General features: G+C 45.7%; 5 protein-coding genes and 1 rRNA gene. 5 read left to right on the forward strand and 1 reads right to left on the reverse strand.

Translation table 11 applies throughout. The annotated features are described in order from the left end of the window. The 4 genes from PHE24_07045 to gap form a co-directional block, all read left to right on the forward strand. Positions 1–615 (forward strand): hypothetical protein (locus PHE24_07045; protein ID MDD4902853.1); only part of this gene is annotated, 615 nt, incomplete at its 5' end. A gap of 13 nt (positions 616–628) precedes the next feature. Next, positions 629–1,522, forward strand: a complete 894-nt coding sequence (locus PHE24_07050; protein MDD4902854.1) for a TPM domain-containing protein — start codon at positions 629–631, stop codon at positions 1,520–1,522. Positions 1,523–1,562: 40 nt separating this feature from the next. Further along, on the forward strand, positions 1,563–1,814 hold the full coding sequence (locus PHE24_07055; protein ID MDD4902855.1) for a hypothetical protein: 252 nt from the start codon (positions 1,563–1,565) through the stop codon (positions 1,812–1,814). Positions 1,815–1,996: 182 nt separating this feature from the next. Next, entirely contained in the window at positions 1,997–2,989 is a 993-nt protein-coding gene (gap, locus tag PHE24_07060) for a type I glyceraldehyde-3-phosphate dehydrogenase (protein ID MDD4902856.1), read from the forward strand. Positions 2,990–3,234: 245 nt separating this feature from the next. Here the strand turns inward: gap and PHE24_07065 are convergent, their stop codons facing one another. Then, positions 3,235–3,381 (reverse strand): hypothetical protein, encoded by a 147-nt coding sequence (locus PHE24_07065; GenBank protein MDD4902857.1) that lies wholly within the window; start codon positions 3,379–3,381, stop codon positions 3,235–3,237. A 954-nt stretch (positions 3,382–4,335) separates the two neighbouring features. On the opposite strand from PHE24_07065, the gene PHE24_07070 reads away from it, so the two are divergent. Then, positions 4,336–4,402, forward strand: a 16S ribosomal RNA gene (locus tag PHE24_07070); the annotation flags it as partial.

Raw genomic sequence — 4,402 nt, forward strand, 5'->3', positions numbered from 1 at the left:
AAAAACCAGAACAGAAATGGCTGGTTAAGATTGACCGCCTTAATCATTCTTGGCCTCATAGTGCTGCTCGGTTTACTTCTGTCTGTTTTTGGGTATATTCAATACTCAAAGTTTAAAAATAATTGTATTAATCAAATTTCAAAACAACATTCAATTAATACCATTATAATTAATTTTAAGGCCGGAACTACTAACGAAGAACTTAATAAAATTGATGCTCTTAAATATCGTTTGTCATCGCTAGAAGACATCCTGTCGATAAATTATGTATCGCCAACCGATAATGCGCAAAGATTTTATGAAAAATACGGGAAACAGATGGAGGGAATAGGTATCTCCGCTAAAGAAATAAAGGATAGCGCTTCTTCTTATGCTCACATAGATATTAAAGTTGGCGTTGAAAAGACCGAGAAATATTTTCAAGACGCCATAAATAAAGAACTTACTGAGTTACAACTAGAAAATAATATTGATGCTATTAATATCTTTATAATCAATAAACAAGATTATCTAAAAGCAGTAAATTTTTTATCATTTTTAAAATTAAAATTATCCCCAAGGACGCAAAGTATCAAAGAGTTTTACGAGGTTTCGTCTGACTGCGACTTATTGTAAATTGCACCAATGCATGGAGTGTCATTATAAAAAAGTCCTATTTTTACTGGCGCTGGCATTTTTTGCTTTACCTGTTTTTGCCTATTCCTCCCCCGGCCAGCCCTCCGGCTTTGTTAACGATTTTGCCAATATGATGAGCCCGGGCGCCAAACAGGCGCTGGAACAGAAACTCGTCCAATTCGAGAAAGACACCACCAACGAGATCTCGGTCGTCACGATAAATAATCTCGGCGGCGACACGATTGAAAATTTCGCCGTGAAGCTGTTTGCGGATTGGAAGATCGGCAAAGCAAAAAACGACAACGGCGTTCTCCTGCTGGTCTCCAAGGAAGAGCGCAAAACAAAGATCGAGGTCGGCTACGGCCTGGAAGGCGCGCTCACGGACGCGCAATCATTCTGGATATTGGAGAATACCGTTAAACCGGCTTTCCGCCAAAATGATTTTGACGGCGGAATAACCAACGCGGTGAATAAGATCATCGCCGCGACAAAAGGCGAATATATTCCGTCTCAAAAACCGAATGCCGCCGGTTCATGGAGTTTGAAATCCATTGAAAATATCCTTGGACTGGCATTTTTAGTTTTCATCTGGCTGGGCTCGGTCTTGTCCCGCTCCAAATCCTGGTGGGCGGGGGGAGTCATCGGCGCGCTGGTCGGCATCGCTTTCATCTTTATTTTCTCGGCATTCATCGGCGCCATCGCCGTCCTGATCTTAACGCCGCTGGGCCTTTTATTCGATTACCTTGTTTCCAAAAATTACCAGAAACATAAATCGGCCGGCACGCGCTTTCCCTGGTGGATAGGCGGCTTCGGCGGAGGAGGAAGCAGCGGAGGATTCGGCGGCGGTGGCTTTGGCGGTTTTGGCGGCGGCTCCTCAGGCGGCGGCGGAAGCAGTAGCGGTTGGTAATTGACCCTCGTTATTAAGATGTTATACTGAAAACAAAAACATGCTAACCATAGAAGATGTCCAAAAAATAATAGAAGCTCAACGAGAGGTCTTTGTGACCAAAGAAGATTTATCGGCTTTCAGAGATGAATATAAGAAAGATTTTTCCGATATGCTAACTGCCGTTGACGGATACGCCAAAAAAGCCGACGGCTATTTCCAAGAGATGCTCATGCTGTCGAACAAGGTAAACCGCCTGGAAAAATGGATCCTGCAATTGGCCGAAAAAGCCGGCATTCAATTAGCCCCATAAATCCCTCCTGACCCCCTCACCTCGTTAAAGCTTTGGCGAAGCGGGCCTTTAAAAAGAGAGGAATTTTTATATATAATGAAACTAGCCATCAACGGATTCGGCCGCACCCCGAATACCAAAATAAATTTGGTACGGGGCAAGTCGGCCTTACTTTTTAAATTTTAATAATCTACTAAAAATATATGAAATTAGCTATTAATGGATTCGGCAGAATTGGCAGACCGACATTGAGGAGAATTTTAGATAAGCATCCAAACATTGAAGTCGTCGCAATCAATGATCTGACGGATGTGGCGACTTTGGCGCATCTTTTGAAATTCGATTCCTCATACGGCCGATATGATAAAGAAGTGAAAGCGGACGGCGACTCGCTGGTCATCGACGGGAAGAAAATAAAAGTCCTGGCGGAAAAAGATCCGGCTAATCTGCCCTGGAAGGACCTGGGGATTGATGTGGTTTTGGAATGCACGGGACTTTTCACCAAGATCGGCGACGCAAAAAAACATATTGATGCCGGCGCTAAAAAAGCGGTGCTCTCGGCGCCGTCCGATTCCGCCGAAATCCCGACTTATCTTTTAGGGGTGAACGCCGACCGATACAAAGGCGAGAATATAATTTCTATGGGCTCCTGCACAACCAACTGCCTGGCGCCGATAGTCAAAATATTGAATGATAATTTCGGCATCCAGCAGGGCTTTATGACAACCGTGCACTCCTACACCAACGACCAGCGCATCTTGGACTTGCCGCATAAAGACCAGCGCCGCAGCCGCGCCGCCGCGCAAAATATCATCCCCACGACAACCGGCGCCGCCAAAACCGTGGCCAAATGCATTCCGGAGCTCGAAGGAAAGCTCGACGGCATTTCATTGCGCGTGCCCACGCCCGTGGTTTCCATCACCGATTTTATCTGCAATCTTTCAAAACCGGCCGCTATTGAAGAAATAAATAAATTATTCATCGAAGCGGCCAACGGAAAACTGAAGGGCATTTTAGACACCACCGACGAAAATCTGGTCTCAATGGATTTCAAAGGCGATTCCCATTCCAGCATCGTTGAATTGCCGTTGACGATGGTGAATGACAAGCTCGTCAAAGTCGTTTCTTGGTACGATAACGAATTCGGCTACGCGTGCAGATTGGCGGAAATGGCTGAGCATGTAACCAAAAAATAATAACCCGGTGACTAATATTTTGCCACAAAACAGTGCGCCCTTCCGAAGCCTTAGCGAAGGAGGGCAGATTGGCGGAAATGGCAGATTATGTAGCCGATAAATAAAAAACCCGTGTCCGACCAGTCACCAATAGAAATTCAGCCGGCTCAGGCTCATCATTGACATAGAAATGGGCTTGTCTTAATATCTATACACATCGTTTTTAAGCCGTTCTTTAACGCAATTTTAGAGGTTCGGAGGGCCGGTTAGGCAACGGTCCAAAAGGAAGGGAAGAAAAGCAGCCCGCCCGCATCGGTGCATCCGTCGAAGTTGAAACAAAAAAACGACGCTCTCGCCGAAATTCCCCGAGTCGGCATCTGATCCGCATTCTCGGGCTGTTCCGGGCAAGACATGGCTGCATTTGCGAGGAGGTTAAAGCACCGGATTGACCGGGTAAATGCTAAGACCACACTGGCAAAGCGAGTCGATTTGTCCCTGGCGCCACGAATTGGCCGCCCGAAAATTGGGACATTCCGGCCGGAATTCGGCTCGTAAAATCGGGCAAGAGCACCCCCGGCCGCGCGCATGCGCATTCAAAGCCGGGCGCCCGCGTCCCGTCATCCTTAGAGCCAACCGACCTTCCGACCTCTTTTCTTTTCAGCCGGCATCCCCGATATGCGCCGGCATTACCAGGAGCTACGCGCGCCCTATGCGCTAGCTCCTTTTTATTTTGCCGGATAGCCGCGAAAGGCCTAGTGGCGAAACCCATGTTTTTATGCTATTTCCATCCTGATTATTTAAGAGATTTTTAGCCGCAAAACCCCATTTATTTCCTTTTCATGCTAGGGGCTTGACAGCATCCTTTAAACGAGTAAAATAGATTGTGTTAGACATAACTGAAACTTATATGTAAAAAACACTTTTTACATCGTGAAGATCTAGTGGTTTTTATACACCTGCTTCTTCGCGGGTTTTGTTTTTCTAACGCATATCGAAAAGAACCTTAACAATTGACCTTTGAATTTCCAATAATTCCACCCCGTTAGAAATTATCGCGTAATCAATTAGCGCTGCCCCTTGCTTTACCGGCAATAGGAATCAAGCGCCTAAAAAATTATTCAATAATTTCTAACGGGGACATACAATAGTTTTAAATTCCACAACAGCAGAAAACAACTGATTGGACCCGAATGAATCGAGATCCCTCGACTTCGCTCGGGATAAAATTTTCTTCGAAAATTTTAGTTTCTTTTAGTTGTCTCGTTAAAACCTCTTGGCTGCGAAAGCGGTCTCGGGGGAAGAACGCGGATTAACGCGGGATTGAACACGGATTTATCCGTGGTCGAAGTTTCGCGTTATTCTGTGTTTAAATTAAGAGTTTGATCCTGGCTCAGGATGAACGCTGGCGGCGTGGTTAAGGCATGCAAGTCGAAC

The sequence above is a fragment of the Patescibacteria group bacterium genome (assembly GCA_028707065.1).
Classification (GTDB): Bacteria; Patescibacteriota; Patescibacteriia; order Patescibacteriales; family WJLG01; genus JAQTUZ01.